The sequence below is a fragment of the Agromyces sp. NPDC055520 genome (assembly GCF_053619715.1).
Genome location: NZ_JBSHJY010000014.1, coordinates 1 through 18,836, shown reverse-complemented (window position 1 = coordinate 18,836; position 18,836 = coordinate 1). Strand labels below are relative to the sequence as shown.

The 18,836-nt window shown below is 70.8% G+C and carries 16 protein-coding genes; 7 read left to right on the top strand and 9 right to left on the bottom strand.

Features of this window, described 5'->3' with window-relative positions; translation table 11 throughout:
• Positions 1-60 precede the first annotated feature (60 nt).
• The 4 genes from ACWGST_RS08120 to ACWGST_RS08105 are packed head-to-tail and all read right to left on the bottom strand — an operon-like array spanning position 61 to position 4,842.
• Positions 61-765, bottom strand: coding sequence for an ABC transporter ATP-binding protein (locus ACWGST_RS08120; RefSeq protein ID WP_452046160.1), 705 nt, complete (start codon positions 763-765; stop codon positions 61-63).
• Positions 762-2,765 (bottom strand): branched-chain amino acid ABC transporter ATP-binding protein/permease, encoded by a 2,004-nt coding sequence (locus tag ACWGST_RS08115; protein WP_452046159.1) that lies wholly within the window; start codon positions 2,763-2,765, stop codon positions 762-764. Before ACWGST_RS08115 ends, ACWGST_RS08120 begins: the two co-directional genes overlap by 4 nt.
• Before the next feature lies 1 nt (position 2,766).
• Positions 2,767-3,636, bottom strand: coding sequence for a branched-chain amino acid ABC transporter permease (locus ACWGST_RS08110; protein WP_452046158.1), 870 nt, complete (start codon positions 3,634-3,636; stop codon positions 2,767-2,769).
• 15 nt (positions 3,637-3,651) lie between these two features.
• Positions 3,652-4,842 carry an ABC transporter substrate-binding protein gene (locus ACWGST_RS08105; protein ID WP_452046157.1) on the bottom strand — a complete coding sequence of 397 codons (1,191 nt, stop codon included), beginning with the start codon at positions 4,840-4,842 and terminating at the stop codon, positions 3,652-3,654.
• Between the two features lie 234 nt (positions 4,843-5,076).
• On the opposite strand from ACWGST_RS08105, the gene ACWGST_RS08100 reads away from it, so the two are divergent.
• Positions 5,077-5,982, top strand: a complete 906-nt coding sequence (locus ACWGST_RS08100; RefSeq protein ID WP_452046156.1) for a sulfurtransferase — start codon at positions 5,077-5,079, stop codon at positions 5,980-5,982.
• 85 nt (positions 5,983-6,067) lie between these two features.
• Here the strand turns inward: ACWGST_RS08100 and ACWGST_RS08095 are convergent, their stop codons facing one another.
• Complete coding sequence (locus ACWGST_RS08095; RefSeq protein WP_452046155.1) at positions 6,068-6,886, bottom strand: class I SAM-dependent methyltransferase; 819 nt, start codon at positions 6,884-6,886, stop codon at positions 6,068-6,070.
• Between the two features lie 177 nt (positions 6,887-7,063).
• Here ACWGST_RS08095 and ACWGST_RS08090 point away from each other — a divergent pair, with 177 nt between their 5' ends.
• A complete protein-coding gene (locus ACWGST_RS08090) occupies positions 7,064-8,014 on the top strand; it encodes an FKBP-type peptidyl-prolyl cis-trans isomerase (protein ID WP_452046154.1) in 951 nt (316 codons plus the stop codon).
• Positions 8,015-8,094: 80 nt separating this feature from the next.
• Here the strand turns inward: ACWGST_RS08090 and ACWGST_RS08085 are convergent, their stop codons facing one another.
• Together ACWGST_RS08085 and ACWGST_RS08080 are read right to left on the bottom strand one after the other, a co-directional pair.
• Positions 8,095-8,961, bottom strand: a complete 867-nt coding sequence (locus tag ACWGST_RS08085) for an energy-coupling factor transporter transmembrane component T family protein (RefSeq protein WP_452046153.1) — start codon at positions 8,959-8,961, stop codon at positions 8,095-8,097.
• On the bottom strand, positions 8,958-10,736 hold the full coding sequence (locus tag ACWGST_RS08080) for an ABC transporter ATP-binding protein (protein ID WP_452046152.1): 1,779 nt from the start codon (positions 10,734-10,736) through the stop codon (positions 8,958-8,960). The genes ACWGST_RS08085 and ACWGST_RS08080 overlap by 4 nt, the downstream gene beginning before the upstream one ends.
• A 257-nt stretch (positions 10,737-10,993) precedes the next feature.
• On the opposite strand from ACWGST_RS08080, the gene ACWGST_RS08075 reads away from it, so the two are divergent.
• Positions 10,994-11,410, top strand: coding sequence for a transferase (locus tag ACWGST_RS08075; protein WP_452046151.1), 417 nt, complete (start codon positions 10,994-10,996; stop codon positions 11,408-11,410).
• A 79-nt stretch (positions 11,411-11,489) separates the two neighbouring features.
• Here the strand turns inward: ACWGST_RS08075 and ACWGST_RS08070 are convergent, their stop codons facing one another.
• Positions 11,490-13,853, bottom strand: a complete 2,364-nt coding sequence (locus tag ACWGST_RS08070) for an arylsulfatase (RefSeq protein WP_452046150.1) — start codon at positions 13,851-13,853, stop codon at positions 11,490-11,492.
• A 229-nt stretch (positions 13,854-14,082) separates the two neighbouring features.
• On the opposite strand from ACWGST_RS08070, the gene ACWGST_RS08065 reads away from it, so the two are divergent.
• Positions 14,083-14,535 carry a DUF6325 family protein gene (locus ACWGST_RS08065; RefSeq protein ID WP_452046149.1) on the top strand — a complete coding sequence of 151 codons (453 nt, stop codon included), beginning with the start codon at positions 14,083-14,085 and terminating at the stop codon, positions 14,533-14,535.
• 1 nt (position 14,536) lies between these two features.
• Positions 14,537-14,695 carry a hypothetical protein gene (locus ACWGST_RS08060; RefSeq protein WP_452046148.1) on the top strand — a complete coding sequence of 53 codons (159 nt, stop codon included), beginning with the start codon at positions 14,537-14,539 and terminating at the stop codon, positions 14,693-14,695.
• Between the two features lie 58 nt (positions 14,696-14,753).
• Here the strand turns inward: ACWGST_RS08060 and ACWGST_RS08055 are convergent, their stop codons facing one another.
• Entirely contained in the window at positions 14,754-15,806 is a 1,053-nt protein-coding gene (locus ACWGST_RS08055) for an LLM class flavin-dependent oxidoreductase (RefSeq protein WP_452046147.1), read from the bottom strand.
• A gap of 237 nt (positions 15,807-16,043) precedes the next feature.
• Here ACWGST_RS08055 and ACWGST_RS08050 point away from each other — a divergent pair, with 237 nt between their 5' ends.
• Positions 16,044-17,486 carry an FAD-binding oxidoreductase gene (locus ACWGST_RS08050; protein ID WP_452046146.1) on the top strand — a complete coding sequence of 481 codons (1,443 nt, stop codon included), beginning with the start codon at positions 16,044-16,046 and terminating at the stop codon, positions 17,484-17,486.
• 83 nt (positions 17,487-17,569) lie between these two features.
• Positions 17,570-18,754, top strand: a complete 1,185-nt coding sequence (locus tag ACWGST_RS08045; protein WP_452046145.1) for a baeRF11 domain-containing protein — start codon at positions 17,570-17,572, stop codon at positions 18,752-18,754.
• The last annotated feature ends 82 nt before the right edge of the window (positions 18,755-18,836 follow it).

Sequence of the window (18,836 nt, the reverse complement as noted above, 5' to 3'; positions counted from 1 at the left end):
CGGGCGAGTCGTATGCCGAGAGCGGAATCCGAACCCCGAACCCGAGGAGCCGATTCCCGCCTACGCCGCCGCACCACCGAGATAGGCGCCCCGCACCTCGGGCAACTCGACGAGCTCGGCCGGCGTGCCCTCGAGCACGACCCGGCCGCGCTGCATGACGACCGCGCGATCGGCGATGCCGAACGAAGCGCGCACGTTCTGCTCGACGAGCAGCACCGCCATGCCGCGACCGCGCAGCTCGGTGAGCACCTTCATGATCTCGGCGACGACCTTGGGCGCGAGCCCGATCGACGGCTCGTCGAGCATGATCGCCTTCGGCGAGGCCATGAGGCCCCGGCCGATCGCGACCATCTGCTGCTCGCCGCCCGAGAGCGTGCCCGCCGCTTGCCCGAGCCGCGGCTGCAGGCGCGGGAAGAGCTCGAGCACCGCCGCGAGATCGCCCTTGCCGCCGCGGCTCCACGCGCCGAGCATGAGGTTGTCGCGCACCGAGAGCGTCGGGAAGCACAGGCGGTTCTCGGGCACGTGGGTGAGCCCGAGGCCGGCCATCTTCTCGGTCGCCTTGCCGGTGATGTCGACGCCGTCGATCGTGACGGTGCCGGCGGTCGGCCGGATCAGGCCGTTGAGCGCGCGCAGCAGCGTGGTCTTGCCCGCGCCGTTCGAACCGACGACGGTCACGATCTCGCCCGGGGCGACCGAGAGGCTCACCTCGTGCAGGATGGCGAGCTTGCCGTAGCCGGCGTCGAGGCCGACGACTTCGAGGGTCATGCGTGTTCCTCCAGCTCTTTCAGCTCGGCCTCGGCCTCTTCGGCATCGGTGCCGAGGTAGGCGACGATGACCGCCGGGTCGTTGCGCACCGACTCGGGGTCGCCGTGCGCGATGAGCACGCCGTCATCGAGCACGGCCACCGTGTCGGCGAGCGCCATCACCTGGGCGACGTCGTGCTCGACGAGCACGATCGTGAGCCCGGCGTCGCGAAGCGCCCGCAGCAGTTGCGCGAGCATCTTGCGCTCATGGCCCGACAGGCCGGCCATGGGTTCGTCGAGCAGCAGCAGGGCCGGCTCGGCGGCGAGCGCGCGGCACACCTCCATCATGCGCTGGCGGCCGAACGGCAGATCGCCGGCGGCGAGGCCCGCGACGTCGCCGAGGCGCATCGAGTCGAGGATGTCGCGGGCGATCTCTTCGTGGGCGTACTGCTCGCGGCCCTGCAATCCGAACATGCCGCGCAGGATGCCGGCCCGGCCCTTGCGGTAGCGACCCATGTAGACGTTGCCGACGACGTCGGTCGACGAGAACACCTGCAGGTTCTGGAACGTGCGGGTGAGCCCGGCCTCGGCGCCGACGTGCGGCTTGCGCCCCTGGATCTCTTCGCCGAGGAAGCGCACCGTGCCCGAGGTCGGCGCGATCGCGCCCGTGATCATGTTGAAGCACGTCGTCTTGCCCGCGCCGTTCGGCCCGATGAGGCCCATGATGCGCCCGGCGGGCACGGTGAGGGTCACGTCGTCGACGGCGACCACGCCGCCGTAGCGCTTCGTGAGCCCCGACACCTCGAGGATCGGCTCGCCGGCGGCCACCGGCGTCGAGACGGTCGGCAGGCGGGGTGCGGATGCCGCGGCATCCGTCACCTCGTCGAGCCCGTCGCCGGCCCGAGCCTCGCCCGGAAGCCCGCCGAACGCACGCGTGGGCACCTCGCCAGAGCCGCCGTCGGCGGATGCCGCAGAGGAAGGTCTCGCCGCGGCATCCGCTCGCCTGCCCATGCGCCCACGAATCGCCGCCCAGGCCGACTTCACGACCTGGTAGAGCCCACCCGGCAGCAGGATGATCACGAGGATCAGCACGAGGCCGTAGCCGATGAGCTGCACCTCGCCCGTCGCGCCGGGGATGATCGCGGGGATCAGGTCGCGGAGGCCCTCTGAGAGGAGCTCGACGATGAAGGCACCGGCGACCGCGCCCCAGACGGACCCGAGGCCGCCGAGCACGACCATGAGCAGCAGCTCGACCGACACGTGGAACTCGGCGACCTGCGGCGAGACGATCTGCACCTGGTAGGCGTAGAAGACGCCGCCGAGGCCCGCGAACCCGGCCGAGAGGGTGAAGACCTTCACGCGCAGGGCGTAGGTGTTCACGCCGAGCGACTCGGCGGCGAGCTCGGAGTCGTTGACCGCCGAGAGCGCCCGGCCCGCTCGTGAGCGGGTGAGGTTCAGCGCGAGTACGAGGCCGATGAGCACGAACGGGGCGACGAACCAGAAGAACAGCCCGTTGTTGTCGATCGGGATGCCGAAGACCTCGGGCCGGCCGTAGCCGTAGATGCCGGTCGTGCGGCCGGTGAACTCCCACTCGCGCACGGCGATCATGACGATGAAGCCGAGACCGAGCGTCGCGAGCGCGAGGTAGTGACCGCGCAGGCGCAGCATCGGCAGGCCGATGAGGAGCGCCGCGAGCATGGCCGCGACGACGCCGCCGGCCGCGGCGACCGGGCCGGGCATCTCGAACTTCTGCAACAGGATCGCATGGGTGTACGCGCCGATCGCGAAGAACGCGGCCTGGCCGAGCGAGACCTGGCCGGCGAGGCCCATGAGCAGCGACAGGCCGATCGCGGGCAGCGCGAAGATCATCGAGAAGACGGCGATGTTCATCATCGACGAACTCGCCGTGAACGGGATGATCGCGATGACCACCGCGAACGCCGCGATGCCGAGGATCGTGCCGCGGTTGTTGGGCCAGAAGCCGGTCTTCGACCGCAGGGCGGCCTTGTTCAGGTAGGACATCTCAGACCCTCACGGCGTTCGGGCGCAGCACGAGGCCGGCCGGTCGGATGATCAGCACGATGATGAGGATGAAGAACGCGACCGCATCCTTCCAGCCGGATGCCACGTAGCCGGCGACGTACGACTCGAGGATGCCGAGCAGCAGCGCGCCGACGATCGCCGCCCGGAACGAGACGAGACCGCCGAGCACCGCCGCCACGAACCCCTTGAGGCCGAGCAGCAGGCCGCCCGACCAGATCGAGAGGTAGATGGGCGACGAGACCACGCCGGCTGCGGCGCCGACGAAGCCGGCGATCGCGAAGGCGATGATGGATGCCGCGGCGGGCGAGACGCCCACGATGCGAGCGGCGACCGGCTGCTCTGCGCTCGCGCGCAGCGCCTTGCCCCACCGGGTCTTCTCGTAGAAGAGCAGCACGCCGCCGCCGACGACCACGAGGGCGCCCAGCATCCAGAGCTCTTGCGATCGGATGCTGACGCCGCCGAGGTTCAGGTCGCTGCCGGGGAAGGCGACCAGGCGCCGGCCCTCTGCGCCCCAGATGAGCAGCATGATCGCCTGCAGCAGCGTCGAGACGCCGAGCGTGAGGATGATGGAGACGAGCGTCGTGAGGTTCTTGACGCGCGCGATGACGAGCCGCTCGATGAGCACCGAGGCGAGGGTCACCGAGACGAGCGCGATGAGGATCGCGACGGGCAGCGGCAGGCCGGCGCTCACGAGCGAGATGCTCCCGAGGCCGGCCAGCGTCGCGTAGTCGCCCTGGGCGATGTTCACGACGTGCCGCACCGTGTAGGTGGCGATGAGGCCGACGGCGAGCAGGGCGTACACGGAACCCTGTGAGAGCCCTGCCACCGTCAGCTGGAGGAAGTCGATCAACGGTCGAACGCTCCGTTATTCGATCAGGTTCCAGCGGCCGTCGGCCGCCAGCGCCATGATGAGCGCGTCGGCGGTCAGCCCCGAGTGGTCTTCGGGGGTCATCGTGAAGATGCCCGAGATGCCGATGAAGTCGGTCGTGCCGAGGATCGCGTCGCGCAGTGCCTCGGGCTCGGTGCCCGCCTCTTCGATCGAGGCGACGCCGATCTTCCACGCGTCGTAGGCGTGACCGGCGAAGCTCGAGGGCGACGAGCCGAAGGCCTCGGTGTAGTCGGCGATGAACTGGTCGATGACCTCTTTCTGCGGGTCGTCGGCCGGCAGCTGGTCGGCGACGAGCAGGCGGCCCATCGGGGCGATGACGCCGTCGGCGGCGGGGCCCGCGGCCTCGAAGAACGCGTCGTTCGCCACGCCGTGCGACTGGTAGACGGGCTTGTTCACGCCGAGCTGCACGTAGGCGGCCTGGGCGAGGCCGGCCGACGGGGTGATGCCCCAGATGATCACGGCGTCGGCGTCGGCCGCACGGATGTTCGTCATCTGCGCGGTGAAGTCGGTCGCGCTGGGCTCGAAGGACTCGGTCGCGGTGAGGGTGATGCCGCGCGTGGAGCCGAGGTCGGTGATGATGTCGGCGATGCCCTCGCCGAAGCCGGTCGCGTCGCGCACGAGGGCGAGCTTCGTGTAGCCCTTCGACTCGGCGTCGTCGAGGATGCGCTCGAGCACGACGAGGTCGTTCTGCGCGGTCTTGAAGACCCACTCGGAGCCCTCGACGATCGCGGCGTTCGCGGCGACCGAGATGGTCGGCACCTGGGCGGCCTCGACGAGCGGGCGCATCGCGAGTGAGGGGCCGGTGCGCGAGGAGCCGATGATGAGGTCGACGTCGTCGTTCTCGATGAGCTGGGTGGTGGCCTTGGCCGCACCGTCTTCGGTGGACTGGTTGTCTTTGATGATGAGCTCGACCTCGCGGCCGTCGATGCCGCCGTCGGCGTTCAGCTGCTCGGCGAGCATGTTGAGGGTGTTCTGCTCGGGCACGCCGAGGTTCGCGCCGACGCCCGTGATGTCGAGTACGGCGCCGATCTTGATCGGCCCGTCGTCGGAGGCGGCGTCACCACCGGAGTCGCCGCCGAAGTTCGAGGCGCCGCACCCGGTGAGGACGAGTGCGATGGATGCCGCGACTGCGGCGGGGAGGAGCAGACGGCGCTGGGCACGGTGCATGGGGTGAACTCTCCTTTGAGTGAGCCCTCGCGGGTTCTCGTCATCGAGCAGGGATTCATGACCGAACATTCGGTCACTATTTCAATTCCCTCAAGATACGGGGCAGCACAAGACATTCGCAAGGTGTCGTGATGCGACCGAGATGTGGATGTCGCGTGCAGAACGCACGCCCGAGGTCGACCGTCGCCCGTCGGCCTTGTCAAAACCGACAGCGCGGCGAGGCAGGATGGAGGCATGCCGATCCTCATCACCGCCGACGATCTCGCCGCACGGCTCGCCGAGGGCGCCGACGCGGGTGCCGACGCGGGTGCCGACGCGGGCTTCGACACGGGCGAGCGCACCGTCGTGCTCGACGTGCGCTGGTCGCTCGCCGAGCCCGACGGCACCGAGGCGTATCGCGCCGGGCACGTTCCCGGTGCCGTCTACGTCGACCTCGATCGCGAACTCGCCGACCACGGAGCGACCGGGCAGGGCCGGCATCCGCTGCCGACGGAGGAGGCCTTCACCGGGGCCATGCAGCGCTGGGGCGTGCGCGCTGGCGACACCGTCGTCGTGATGGACGACCTCGGCAACCAGTCGTCAGCGCGGGCCTGGTGGTTGCTGCGGCACTCGGGCGTCGCGGACGTGCGCATGCTCGACGGCGGCCTTGCGGCATGGCGGGCCACGGGGCATCCGCTCGAGGTCGGCGACGTGACCCCCGTGTCCGGCGATGCCGTCGCCCACTTCGGCGGGATGCCCGTGATCGACATCGACGAGGCGGCCGTGTTCGCGAGCTCGGGCGTGCTGCTCGACGCCCGCGGTGCGCCCCGCTATCGCGGCGAGGTCGAGCCGATCGACCCGAGGGCCGGGCACATTCCGGGCGCTCGCTCGGCGCCGAGCGGCGAGAACCTCGACGCCGACGGCCGATTCCGTTCGGCCGCGGCGCTGCGCGAGCACTTCGCAGCGGTCGGCATCGAGGTCGGCGGGGGAGTGCCCGTCGCCGCCTACTGCGGATCTGGCGTCACCGCGGCGCACGAGGTCGCCGCACTCGCGATCGCCGGCATCGACGCGGCGCTCTACCCCGGTTCGTGGAGCCAATGGTCGAACGACGACTCGCGCCCGGTCGCGGTCGGGGCCGACGATGCTCCGGTGGTCGAGTAGCGACCGCAGCGAGCGTATCGAGACCACGCACGGGGTCTCGACACGCGTCCTCCTTCGGCGGGCGCTACTCGATCTTCGGCGGGCGCTACTCGATCGACGATTCGGCGCGCCGGCCGATCGCGATGAGCGTCGTCACGTCGATCGACGACACGCCGTGCTTCTCGATCGCCGCCAGAAACCGTTTTCGAACCTTCTCGACCGACGGCGCACCGCGACCGCCGAGCATGAACCGCAATGCCGTGCCCTCGACGAGCCGCCACGACAGCTCGGGCGTCAGCTCGAGTCGCCGCTGCACCGCGTGCGCCCGAACCTCCTCGAGCCCGAGCCCCGTGAGCCACTGCGCGAGGCTGCCCGCCGTGTCGATCGACTCGAGTCCCGCAGCACGCGGCACGTCGTCGGCGAGCGACGCGCCGCCGTCGGGCAGCGCCTCGGCGAGCAGCTCGGGCAGAGGGTCGAACGCGCCGCGTGCCCAGACCGTGATCGCCACCCGGCCGCCGGGCCGTGCACGCTCGATCAGGTGACGGGTGCCGGCGTCGAGGTCGGGCAGATGGAAGACGCCGAGCACGCACTGCACGAGGTCGTAGCCCGTGGGCTCCCAACGCGTGACGTCTGCGACATGGAGTCGGAGCTGCGGCATCCGCTCGCCTGCTCGTTCGCGAGCCGCCTCGATGAGCGGCTCGGCGAAATCGACCGCGTCGACGATCCCGCCGGGGCCGACGAGCTCGGCCGTCGGCAGCGCCGACGCCCCGTCGCCGCAGCAGGCGTCGAGCACGAGTTCGTCGAATCGCGGGTGCGCGCGCGCCACCGCCGCCGTCGAGATCGGATTCCACAGTGCGTCGTCGAGCGAGATGGATGCCGCGGCCGCAGCCGCGAATCCTCCAGCGAGATCAGGTTCCCCCAACATGTCCCCCATCCGCCCATTGTGGCCTTGATCGGGAGGGAAAACTCGGATTGCGGCGGCCCGCCCGCACAGATCGTGCGGATTCCGTGACCCGGGACTCAGCAAATCGAAAGCCGAACAGTGCAGACTTGGTGCAATCCACCCCCGATCGAATCGAGTCGTCGTCCTATGAACCGTGCCATGCGCCGTGCCGCGCCCTTCGCGCTCGCCTCCGCCGCAGCGCTGCTCCTCGCCGGTTGCGCCGGCACACCCGATGAGCCCCAGGCCACCACGACGCCGGACACCGCCGCCTGCATGGACGTCGAGGCCGGCGCGCTCAGCGACGGTGTCGAGGTCGACGGCGAGTTCTCGGGCACGCCGACCGCGACGTTCACGACCCCGCTCGAGGCCGACGAGCTGCAGCGCACGATCGCCATCGAGGGCGACGGCGACACGACCGCAGCGGGCGACCCGATGAACGTCGTCGTCACCGCATTCTCGGGCGCGAGCGGCGAACAGCTCTTCTCGCAGCCGACGACGATCAAGGTCGGCGACGACCAGGTCTTCGAGTCGTTCCGCGCGGGCATCGACTGCGTGCCCGTGGGCTCGCGCACCGTGACCGTCGCGCCCGCGTCGACGCTCTACGGCGACACCGGCAACGAGACCATCGGCGTCGCCGCGGGTGAGACCGTCGTGATCGTCATCGACGTGGTCGAGGTGCAGGAGCCCCTGAAGCCCGCCGAGTGGACCGAGAACGTACCCGAGGTCACGTGGGGCGCCGACGGCGAGCCGCCCGTCGTGACCCTGCCCGACACCGAGCCGTCGACCGAGCTGCAGATGAAGGTGCTCGAAGAGGGCGACGGCGACGTGGTGAAGGCCGGCGACAGCGTCACCGTGCAGTACCAGGGCACCAGCTGGACCACCGGCGAGATCTTCGACCAGAGCTACACGCGCGGATCGGCCTCGACGTTCCCGACAGACGGCGTGATCCAGGGCTTCGGCGCCGCGCTCGTCGGCCAGAAGGTCGGCACCAAGCTCATCGTGACGATTCCGCCGGAGTACGCCTACGGTACGGATGCCGCGACGCACGAGCTCGGCGGGCAGACCCTCGTCTTCCTCGTCGAGATCGAGGGCACCGAGCCCGCGAACTAGCACCACATTCTTCCGCCGAGTGTTAACGATGCCAGCCCCCGGCTGGAGGGCGAACGTTAACACTCGGCGGGCAGTACCGCTCAGCGACCCCAGGTGAGCACGGCGATGGCGACGCTCACCGCGAGGAAGCACGCCACGAACACCGTGTCGCGCACCCGCCACGGCGAGAGGTGCCGCTCGGTGCGGGTGCGGTGGGCGCCGAAGGCGCGGGCATCCATCGCGAGGGCGACGCGCTCGGCGTGCCGGATCGCCGAGGCGAGCAGCGGCACGATGTAGCCGAGCGCGCGCCGCACGGCCGCGACGGGCCCGCGGCCGACGTCGGAACCGCGCACGCGGTGGGCGGCCCTGATGATCTCGAGTTCGTGCCCGAACCGCGGCACGAAGCGCAGCGCCGCGAGCGCCGTGTAGCCGAGCCGGTAGGGCACGCGCAGGTTCTGCACCATCGAGCGCACGAACTCGGTGCCGGTCGAGGTGACGCCCGCGATGAGCGAGAGCAGCAGGATCGCGAGGATGCGGAGGCCGGTCGCGAAGCCGAGCAGGTAGGCGGCGAGCGTGAAGCTCCAGTCGCCGATCGAGAACAGGGTGACGGATGCCGCGGGGTCGCCGGCGACGCTCGACGGGTCGATCCACACGCCGAAGGTGAACCCGAGCACGAGCGCAGCGACCGGGATGCCGACGAGCATCGCCGCGATGGCCCGGCCCGGCAGGCGGGCGCCGATGAGCAGCACGGCCGCCGCGAACACGATGAAGGCGGTCGGCAGCGCGATGCCCCGGCTGAACATGACCACGACCATGACCGGCAGCGGGGCGGCGAGCTTCGCGAGCGGGTTCAGCGCGTAGAGGAACCGGGAGGAGCGCTGTGCGCGGTGCTCGGCGTAGGGGTCGAGCGGGGCGGATGCCGCGTGGTGCGCGAGTTCGTCGGCCGCGTTCACGTCTGCCGCGCTCACGACGCCGCCTTCGCGGAGACGGGGAGTTGCGACATCCTGGTCACCGAATGCCAAGCGGGGTGGTGCTCGAGCCCGCGGGTGGCGCGGGCGAGCGGCGGGTGGCGCAGGCCCGCCTGTTCGACGAGGGGGCCGGCGAGCACCTCGACGGTCGGGCCGACGCCCAGGAGACGCCCGTCGCCCATGACGGCGATGTGGCTCGCGTAGTCGGCGACGAGCTGCAGGTCGTGGGTGACGACGAGCACGGTCGTGCCGTCGTCGTTGAGGCTGCGCAGCATATCGAGCAGCTCCGAGGCGCGGGCGCGGTCTTGACCGAACGTCGGCTCGTCGAGCGCGAGCACGGGTGCGCCGGCGATGAGCGCGGTGCCGACCGAGAGACGCCGCTTCTGGCCGCCCGAGAGCAGGAACGGGTGCTGGTCGCGCAGCCCCTCGAGGCCGAAGCGCGTCAGCATCGCGTCGACCCGCGGCGCCGCGTCGGCCTCTGCGACACCCTGCAGGTGCAGACCCTGGGCGAGCTCTTCAGCCACCGTCGGGGCGATGAACTGGTGCTCGGGGTTCTGGAACACGAAGCCGATGCGCCGGGCGCGCTCGCGGGCCGAGCAGCGCGACGGGTCGACGCCGAGCACGTCGACGGTGCCGCGGGGCGCCGGGATGACGCCCGCGAGTGCCTGCAGCAGCGAGGTCTTGCCGGCGCCGTTCGTGCCGACGATCGCAAGGAAGTCGCCGGTGGCGACGTCGAGGTCGACGCCCTCGACGACGACGTGCCCTCGGCGGCCGCCGCGGCGCACCGAGAGGTCGCGGGCACGGATCGCGGTCTCGCCGATGACGGGGATCGACCCGGTCGCGGGGCCGATCGAGAGAGTGGGCCGCGGCGACAGGGCGGTCGAGCGCACGGGCGACGACTCGCTGAGCGGAGCCGGCAGCGAGGGCAGCGCATCGAGCGCGTCGGCGAGCTCGGCCGGGGTGAGGGGGAGGGGGCCCAGCACGATGCCCGCGTCGCGCAACCGCATCGCCGCGAGCGTCGAGACCGGCAGCCACACGCCGAGGGCGACGAGTTCGTCGGCGCGCTCGCGCAGCACTTCGCGGGCGGGCCCGTCGATCACGAGGCGCCCGCCCGCGTCGAGCACGATGACCCGGTCGACGAGGTCGACGGCGGCGTCGAGGTTGTGCTCGACGAGCACGACGGCGTGGTCGCGTTCGCTCGCGAGTTCGCGCAGCACCGCGTAGACCTCGTCGATGCCGGCGGGGTCGAGGTTCGCCGTCGGCTCGTCGAGCACGAGCACCGGGGCGGCCATTGCGAGCGCGCACGCGATCGCGAGGCGCTGCCGGCCGCCGCCCGAGAGCGTGTCGGGGTTCTCGGCACGGCGGTCCCACAGGCCCACGAGCTTCAGTGCGCGCTCGGCGCGTTCGAGCACGTCGGATGCCTCGGCCAGCTGATTCTCGGGCGCGAAACACACTTCGTCGAGCACCGTGCCGGTCACGATCTGCGCGTCGGGGTCTTGGAATACCATGGCGACGTGTTCGCTCAGCACGCCGACGGGGTGCTCGCTCGTGTCGAGTCCGGCGACGCGCACCGTGCCCTCGAGGGCGGCCGGCACGGCGTGCGGCACGAGCCCGTCGAGCGCGAGGGTGAGCGTCGACTTTCCGCACCCGCTCGGGCCGAGGATCAGCACGACCTCGCCGCGTGCGACCTCGAACGAGACGTCGACCGGGGTCGGCAGCTCGGCGCCCTCGTGGCGGATGCTCACGCGGTCGAGTTCGAGCAGTGCTGGGGGCATGGCTGGGCCTGGGCGAGGTGTCATGGTGGTCGGACGGCCCGCGACGCGGCATCCGTAGTGCTTAGGACAGCCTAACCTTCTGAGGCGAACGGATTGCTGTGAGCCGCGAGCCACCTCCGGTCAGTTGGCTGGTTCAACTTCGACACTACGCGGATGCCGCGCAGCACGCCGAGCCTCGAGCCGTGGGAATTCCCCGGTCAGCACTGGTGTTGTATCAGTGTTCGGGTGTGGATTCACCGCACCGGAAGGAGGAGAACGTGGGCATCAGTTACGTCGAGTTCGAGGACGAAGCCGGGATCCTGCGTCGCTACCGCAAGCACGTGAACGGCCGTGGCCTCGTGGCCACGACGGCCAAGGTCGACCCGACCGCGTTCGTCGACCCTTCGGCGTACGTCGACTCGGGCGCCGAGGTGCAGCGCGGCGCCCAGATCGGCCCGGGCGGCTGGGTCGAGGGCGACGCGATCGTCGCCGAGCGCGCCGTGATCGGGGTCAACGCGCACGTCGGCCGCCGGGCGGTCATCGGCCGCAACGCCGTCGTGGGCCCGTACGCGACCATCGGTCGCGACGCCAAGGTGCAGAACGGCGCGCGCGTGCCGCGCGAGTTCACGATCGCCGACGGCGGCGAGTACCGCGCGTCGGGCGACGACCTGCGCCGACTCGGCCTCGCGGCCTGACGGCTCGCCGCTCACGGCCTGAGCGACGCCGCAATCCGAACGCCCGACCGGAGACTCCGGCCGGGCGCCCGGATCAGGGCTACTGGCGCGCCATCGCGATGCGCATCCGTTCGTCGGGGTCGACGAGGTGATCGTGGTCGTCGTCGCCGAGGTCGATCTGCACCCAGTTGATCTTGCCGGTGAACCGGCTCGTCTGCGGGGTGTAGTCGGGGCTGACGGCCGTGCCTGATTCGTATCCGATGTCGGTCGTCTCGTCTGCTGAGAAGACCATCGCCTGCGTGGCCCCCACTCGACCCGTGCCGACCGCGGCACCGTCGTAATACAGGGTGACGCCGCCGCCCTTCGCCAGGCCGCCGCCGTCGTAGGCGAACTCCATTCGCACCTGGTGCTTGCCGACCGGGATCGGGGTGTCGGCGACCGTCGCGAACTCCTGGATGCCGAGCACGTTGTAGACGAACTTCGCCTTGCCGTCGACGACGTAGACGCTCCAGCCGCCGAAGCGGCCGCCCTGCGCGATGATGACGCCGTTCGCGCCGCCCTCGGGGATCTCGACCTCGGCCGTGACCGAGAACGACTTGTTCTTGATGCTCACGACGCTGTTCTCCGAGAGGCGGCCCATGCCCGAGAAGAGCAACTGAGTGTTGCCCTGAACGAGGGTCGGCCGGCCGGCGAGGTCGGGATTCAGGCGCTCGCCCGTGCGGTCGTCGAGCGGCAGCACGTTGTACTTCACGGCTTCGATCAGCCACAGCCGTTGCAGCTCGTGCAGCTTGTCGGGATGCTCCTTCGAAAGGTCGCGGGCCTGGCTGTAGTCGGAACTGCCGTCGTAGAGCTCCCACACGTCGTCGTCGAACGGAATCGTGTCGGCGATCAGCTCCCAGGGGGTGCGGTGCTTGGTGACGGCACTCCACCCCTTGAAGTAGACGCCGCGGTTGCCGAACATCTCGAAGTACTGCAGCTCGTGCCGCTCGGGCTCATCGGGCTGGTTGAAGGTGTAGAGCATGCTCGTGCCCTCCATGGGCGACTGCTGCACCCCGTTGACCATGGTCGGCTCGGGAAGCCCCGCCGCCTCGAGGATCGTCGGGGCCACGTCGATGACGTGGGTGAACTGCGAGCGCTGCCCGCCCTGCTCGGTGATGCCCTTCGGCCACGAGACGATCGTGCCGTTGCGGGTGCCGCCCCAGTGCGAGGCGACCTGCTTCGTCCACTGGAACGGAGCATCCATCGCCCATGCCCACCCCACCGAGTAGTGGTTGTACGAGGTCGGCGAACCGAACTCGTCCATCTTCGAGAGCATGAACTCGGGCGTCTCGAGGGCCGCCATGCCGTTGAAGTTGGCCATCTCGTTGAACGCGCCGTTGACGGTGCCCTCGGCGGATGCCCCGTTGTCGCCGATGATGTAGTAGATGAGGGTGTTCTCGAGCACCCCGAGGTCTTCGATCGCGTCGATGACGCGGCCCACGTGATGGTCGGTGTGCTCGAGGAATCCGGCGTACACCTCCATCTCGCGCTCGAGCACGGGCTTCAGCTCGGCCGGCATGTCGTCCCACGCAGGGATCTCGGCGTGGCGGGCCGTCAGCTCCGCATCGGCCGGGATGATGCCGAGTTCCTTCTGCTTGGCGAACGTCTTCTCGCGCTGCACGTCCCACCCGTCGGCGAAGGCGCCCTTGTACTTGTCGGCCCACTCCTTCGGCACGTGGTGCGGGGCGTGCGTCGCGCCGGGCGCGAAGTAGACGAAGAACGGCTTGTCGGGCATCAGTGCCTTCTGCGTGCGGATCCAGTTGACGGCGTGATCGGCCAGATCCTCGGTGAGGTGGTAGCCCTCCTCCGGCGTCGCCGGTGGTTCGACCGGCGTGGTGCCGTCGTAGAGCGCCGGATCCCACTGGTTGTTCTCGCCGCCGATGAATCCGTAGAAGGTCTCGAACCCGCCGCCGCCCGAGGGCCAGGCATCGAACGGCCCCATGGGTGACGACTGCCAGACGGGCACCTCGTGGCACTTGCCGAACTGCGCCGTCGAGTACCCGTTCAGCTTGAGCGTCATCGCGAGCGGTGCCTTCGTGTTCGGCTTGAGCGAGCTGTTGCCGGGCGCCGACGTGGCGGTCTCGGTGATGCTGCCCATGCCGACCGAGTGGTGGTTGCGTCCGCTGAGCATCGCCGCTCGGGTCGGCGCGCAGAGCGCCGTCGTGTGGAAGCGGTTGTACTTCAGCCCGCCGGCGGCGAGCTTCTCGGCATTCGGCGTCGCGCATGGGCCGCCGAAGGCGCTCGACGCCCCGAACCCCGTGTCGTCGATCAGGACGATCAGCACGTTCGGCGCGCCGTCCGGCGGCAGCAGCGGCTCGATCGGCGGATACGCCGTATCCGGGTTCTTCGCGTCGTAGGTCGTGAGCCCGGGTGCCGGGCGATCGGGAATCGGCAGCATCGTGCGCGCGTGGCGATCTGGCTTCATGGTGTTTCCCCCGTGTCGGTGCGGTGCGGCACGCCGTCGTGGCATGCCGTCGACACCGCAGCCGCGGCCGCGATCGGTGGCGGTGGCGGTGACGACGGGGCCACCGTACCGAGACTCTCGCGATGCCGAATCATCCAGATCGCGTGATGCGTGCCGCGGCCGGCGCGGCGAACCTGAGAGCGGCGACCGTGCGACTGCCGGATGCCTCGCGACGGATCGGAGCACGAACATGACGGAGCAGGCACTGGACGAACTCGGACCGGTCGACTATCTGGTCCTCGAGTTCCCCGCCGGGCAGGCGAACTTCACCGGCGAGATCGCCGAAGAACTCGTGCGACTCGTCGACGCCGGCACGATCCGGCTCATCGACATGATCGTGCTGACGAAAGACGGCGACGGCACGGTCGAGGCCGTCGAACTCGAAGACCTCGGCGAACTCGGTCCGCTCGTGGCGCTCGAGTCCGAACTCGCCGAACTGCTCGCCGCCGACGACGTCGAGCACCTCGCGAACGCGATGGAGCCGGGCAGCGTCGCGGGGGTGATCGTCTACGAGAACCTCTGGGCGGGGCCGTTCGCCGCAGCGGCTCGCCGGGCCGGCGGACAACTGGTCGCGAGCGGACGGATCCCGATCCAGGCGATCATCGCTTCGATCGAGGCCGACGACGACGAGACAGGAGCATGACATGTTGAGAGCAGCACGAGTCGGACGCGTCGGAGTGGTCGGAGCGCCGGTCGCGCGGGCCGCGGTGGTCGCCTCCGCGGTGACGCCGGGGCCCTCACCGATCGCGAAAGCCGCCGTCGTCACCGCCGCAGTGACTCCCGGGCGCCGCCGCCGCATCTGACGCCGGCGCCGACGCCGCCCGACGGGTCGCGATCAGTCGCTCAGCAGTTCGCTAGCGATCAGTCGCTCAGCAGCTCGTTCGCGAGCAGCTCGAGCGTCTGCTCGCGCCCAGGCGTGGTGTCGCTCGCCTCGCCCTCGTAGCTGCCGCCGATCGGCGCGAGCATGATCTCGTCGATGCCGTGGCGCGCCGCGAGGGTGCGTAGCGAAGCCGCCGCGGACGCAGGATCCGCGATGATCCACCGCTGTTCCATGGCGGCGATGAGTTCGTCGCCGACCGAGTCGGCGGGGGCGGCGAGCGCCTCCTCGACCGTCTCGAGCGGGCGCATCGGCCGGTTGGTGCGCAGTCGCGCCATCGAGTGCAGCTGCGGCAGCGCCCGGGCGCGCGCCTCTTCGGCGGTCGGCGCGACCGAGGCGTTCACCGTCAGGAACGTCTCTGGCACCGGGTGCGCCTCGCTCGGCCGGTACTCGGTGCGGTAGAGCTCGAGCGCGCGCTCGAGACCCTCGCCCGAGAAGTGGTTCGCGAAGACGTACGGCAGGCCGAGCGAGGCGGCGAGCTTCGCCGAGTAGTCGCTCGATCCGAGCAGCCAGAGCGTCGGCACATCCGTCGCCGCCGGTGTCGCCGTGATCGCGTACTCGCGCCCGCTCGTGAGTCGCAGCGACGCGCCGTCGGGCGAGAGCAGCGACAGGATGTCGGCGATGTGATCGGGGAACCGGTCGACGTCGGCGGTCGGCCCCGACACGCGCAGCAGTTGCGTGATGACGGGGTCGCTGCCGGGTGCCCGGCCGATGCCGAGGTCGATGCGGCCTGGCGCGAACGCCTCGAGCACCGCGAACTGCTCGGCGACGACGAGCGGAGCATGGTTCGGCAGCATGACGCCGCCCGAGCCGACCCTGATGCGCTCGGTCTTCGCCGCGATCGCCGCGATCAAGACGGGCGGCGTCGTCGAGGCGACGGCCGGCATGTTGTGGTGTTCGGCGAACCAGTAGCGCGTGAAACCGAGACGGTCGGCGAGTTGCGCGAGGCGAACGGATGCCGCGAGCGCACCAGCGCTCGTCTGGCCGGTGCGCACCGGGATGAGGTCGAGCACGGAGAGGCGGGGCGAAGAAGTCATCTCTCACGGCAACCGGCGTGCGGGGTCGTGTATTCCACGGCGCCGGGGAGGCGACCTGGGTCCATGTCGGGGCCGGGCTGCCACTGAGACGATCGGAGGGGATCCCCTGACGCGGGCGAGACCGAGCCGCCGTTGGATGGGTTCTCGTTGCGAGCGCCGCCTGACACCAGTGCGGCCGTCGGAGCGGCCCGAGAGGGCGCGCATGGGCCCGCGACGCACCCGAAAGGAACCACCATCGTGAACACCCCTGTGCCGTCGGCCGTCACGACCGACCCCACCACGCTCTCGCTGCGCGAGGCGCTCGCACTGCTCGACGACCGCATCGCGGGTCGCGTGCTGATCCCCGGCGACTCCGGCTGGGACGAAGCCCGATCCGCCTGGAACCTCGCCGTCGACCAGCGCCCCGCCGCGGTCGTCGTCGCGGCCGACGCCGACGACGTCGCACAGACCGTGCGCATCGCGAAGGGACTCGGCCTCGCCGTCGCCCCGCAGGCCACCGGTCACAACGCCGGCCCGCTCGCAGCTCGCGACGGCCTCGCCGACGCGATCCTCGTGCGCACTCACGAGCTGCGGGGCGTCGAGGTCGACCCCGAGGCGCGCATCGCACGCGTCGAGGCGGGTGCCCAATGGGGCGACGTCGTCGCGGCGGCCGCGCCGTTCGGGCTCACCGCGCTCGCCGGCTCCTCGCACGACGTCGGCGTCGTCGGCTACACGCTCGGCGGCGGGGTGAGCTGGCTCGCCCGCTCGCACGGCGTCGCCGCCAACCACGTCGTCGCCATCGAACTCGTCACCGCCGACGGCGAGGCCCGCCGGGTCGACGCCGAGCACGACGCCGAGCTGTTCTGGGCGCTCCGCGGCGGCGGCGGCGACTTCGGCGTCGTCACGGCGCTCGAGTTCCGTCTCTTCGAGGTGCCCGAACTCAGCGCCGGCATGCTGCTGTGGCCGATCGAGCGCACCGCCGACGTCATGGCGGCGTGGGCGGCGTGGACCGCCGACCTGCCGGCTTCCGTCACCTCGGTCGGCCGGGTGCTGCGTTTGCCCCCGATGCCCGAGCTGCCGCCGTTCCTCTCGGGCCGGGCGCTGGTCGTCGTCGAGGTCGCGATGCAAGAGGGCCCGGCGCGCGTCGACGAGCTGCTCGCGCCGCTGCGTGCGCTCGCTCCCGAGGTCGACACGGTGCACCCGCAGACCTCGGCCGAGCTGCTGCAACTGCACATGGACCCGCCGCAGCCGGTCCCCGGCTACGGCGACGGCATGCTGCTCGCCGAGCTTCCGCCGGCCGCGATCCGCGCGTTCGTCGACGCGGTGGGGCCGGACGCCTCGTCGGCACTGCTCTCCGCAGAGATCCGCCACCTCGGCGGCATGATGTCTCCGGGTGTCGCGCGTGCCGCGGCATCCGCTCAGGGAATGCCGCAACCGGGCGTGACCGCGGGAATCGACGGCGGCTATCTCGTGTACGGCGTCGGCATCGCGATGCCCGGCAACGGCGACGCACTCGCCCAGTCGCTCGGCCGACTGCTCTCGCGCATCGAGCCGTGGCGCGCGGCCACCGAGTACCTGAACTTCGCCGAGCACTCCCACCCGGCTGAGCGGTTCTTCGGCGACGACCTCGAGCGGCTGCGCGCCGTCAAGCGCGCCGTCGACCCGACGCGCGTGATGCGGTCGAACCACCCGGTCGGCTGAGCGGGGGACTGTCGCTCGCGCCCCGGTCTTCATAGGCTGGGGGCGAGCGACACCGTCGTCGCCGTGACATTGGGGGAGGAACGATGACCGTCCACTACGCATTGCCCACTGCAGCGGACTTCACCGCGCTCGCCGGAGTGCACCATCCCGCGATCACGATCTACGCGTCGACCTCGCCGGTCGTCAGCGAGCGTGAGCGCGCAGAGGTGGTGGTGAAGAGCTCGTTCGACGAGGCGATCGAACGGGTGAAGACGTCGGGCGCCGCGAACGCCGAGCTCGAGGCGCTGCGCCGCGAGCGCGACGCCGTGATCGCCGACCAGGGGATCTGGACGGGGCTCGCCCGGTCGCTCGCGATCTTCGTCGCCCCGGGGTTCAACGAGGTCTTCGTGCTGCCCAACCGGCTCGACGACGCCGTGCACGTCGGTTCGCACTTCACGCTCGGCCAGCTGCTGCGCGCGCCGAGCCAAGACCAGGAGGCGTTCGCGCTCACACTGTCGGCCAACGAGTGGGCGCTGTGGCACGCAACCCCGACCGATCGGGCCGTGCGCCTCGACATCGACGAGTCGTACGACAAGAACCTCGACGACGCGATCAACCGCGATCCCGAGAACGACGACAAGCCTCGCGGCGGCAAGCACGGCGACCGCGGCGTGAGCGGCGACGAGCGCAAGACGCCCTACCTCGAGCTCTACGTGAAGCGCGTCGTCGACGCCACGCGGCACGAGCTCATGCAGCGCGACCTCGACGGGCACGTGCCGCTCTTCGTCTTCGCCGCCGAGCCGCTGCTCAGCCGCTTCATCGACCGCATCCGCAACGGACGCCGCGTCGTCGGGGTGCCCGGGGCTCCCGATCGGCTCGGTGCGGCCGAGATCGACGTGGCACTGCGCGAGCAGCTCGCACGGCTGAACGTCGCCGAGGCCGATGGAGCGCTGCGGGAACTCACGGAGGGCGCCGCGGGCCACGTCGAGCGCGATCTCTCCGCGATCGGCCGGCAGGCGGCCGACGGCGCGGTCGAGGTGTTCTGGTTCGACTTCACGACCTCGGTCAACGGCACGCTCGACCGCGAGTCGGGGGCGATCGAATTCGCGAGCGGCAACGGCGCCGACGAGCAGCTCAGCGACGGCACGCACGCCGGCGACCTGCTGCCGCAGCTCGCGCTGCTCGTCATGTCGAAGGGCGGCAAGGTCGTCACGGTGCGCAGCGACGACCTCGACGGCACGGTCTGGTCGGGGCCCGCGATGGCCGAGCTGCGGTTCGCATTGGCGTGATCGGGCGGGCGGCAGGTCGGCCGCAGGTCGGCCGCCCGTCGGCTGCCCCGAACAGCAGAGTGGATGCCTCGTGGCCCGGGCC